1 rRNA gene is annotated in these 863 nt (G+C 54.7%); it reads left to right on the forward strand.

Features of this window, described 5'->3' with window-relative positions:
- Positions 1 to 115: 115 nt before the first annotated feature.
- Positions 116 to 863: ribosomal RNA gene (locus ON31_RS07265) — 23S ribosomal RNA — on the forward strand; the annotation flags it as partial.

Below are 863 nucleotides of genomic sequence, written 5' to 3' on the forward strand. Positions count from 1 at the left end.
AACGACGAGGCTGATCTTCAGTCATACCGCCGAGAGTTTTCTCGGGCTGGTGCTGGGTAAAAGGTCGGGCTTGTGTGTTGTTTGAGAACTGCACAGTGGACGCGAGCATCTTTGTTAGTAAGTGTGTAAGAGCGTACGGTGGATGCCTTGGCACCAGGAGCCGATGAAGGACGTAGGAGGCTGCGATAAGCCTCGGGGAGCTGTCAACCGAGCTGAGATCCGAGGATTTCCGAATGGGGAAACCCAGCACGAGTGATGTCGTGTTACCCGCGCCTGAATATATAGGGTGTGTGGAGGGAACGTGGGGAAGTGAAACATCTCAGTACCCACAGGAAGAGAAAACAACAGTGATTCCGTGAGTAGTGGCGAGCGAAAGCGGATGAGGCTAAACCGGTTATGTGTGATAGACGGCAGTCGTTGCATAGCCGGGGTCGTGGGATCATTCTTCTCAGTTCTGCCGGGCTGAGCGACAGTCAGAAAAGATCGCGTTAGCTGAATTGGTCTGGGATGGCCAACCGTAGACGGTGAGAGTCCGGTAGGCGAAAACGTGTTCTCTGTCGTGGATGACTCCCGAGTAGCAGCGGGCCCGTGAAATCTGCTGTGAATCTGTCGGGACCACCCGATAAGCCTGAATACTACCTGGTGACCGATAGCGGACTAGTACCGTGAGGGAAAGGTGAAAAGTACCCCGGGAGGGGAGTGAAATAGTACCTGAAACCGTGCGCTTACAATCCGTCAGAGCCCTCCCTTGTGGTGGGGTGATGGCGTGCCTTTTGAAGAATGAGCCTGCGAGTCATCGGTATGTGGCGAGGTTAACCCGTGTGGGGTAGCCGTAGCGAAAGCGAGTCCGAATAGGGCGTTTT

The sequence above is a fragment of the Nocardia otitidiscaviarum NBRC 14405 genome, from assembly GCF_000308635.1.
Classification (GTDB): domain Bacteria; phylum Actinomycetota; class Actinomycetes; order Mycobacteriales; family Mycobacteriaceae; genus Nocardia; species Nocardia otitidiscaviarum.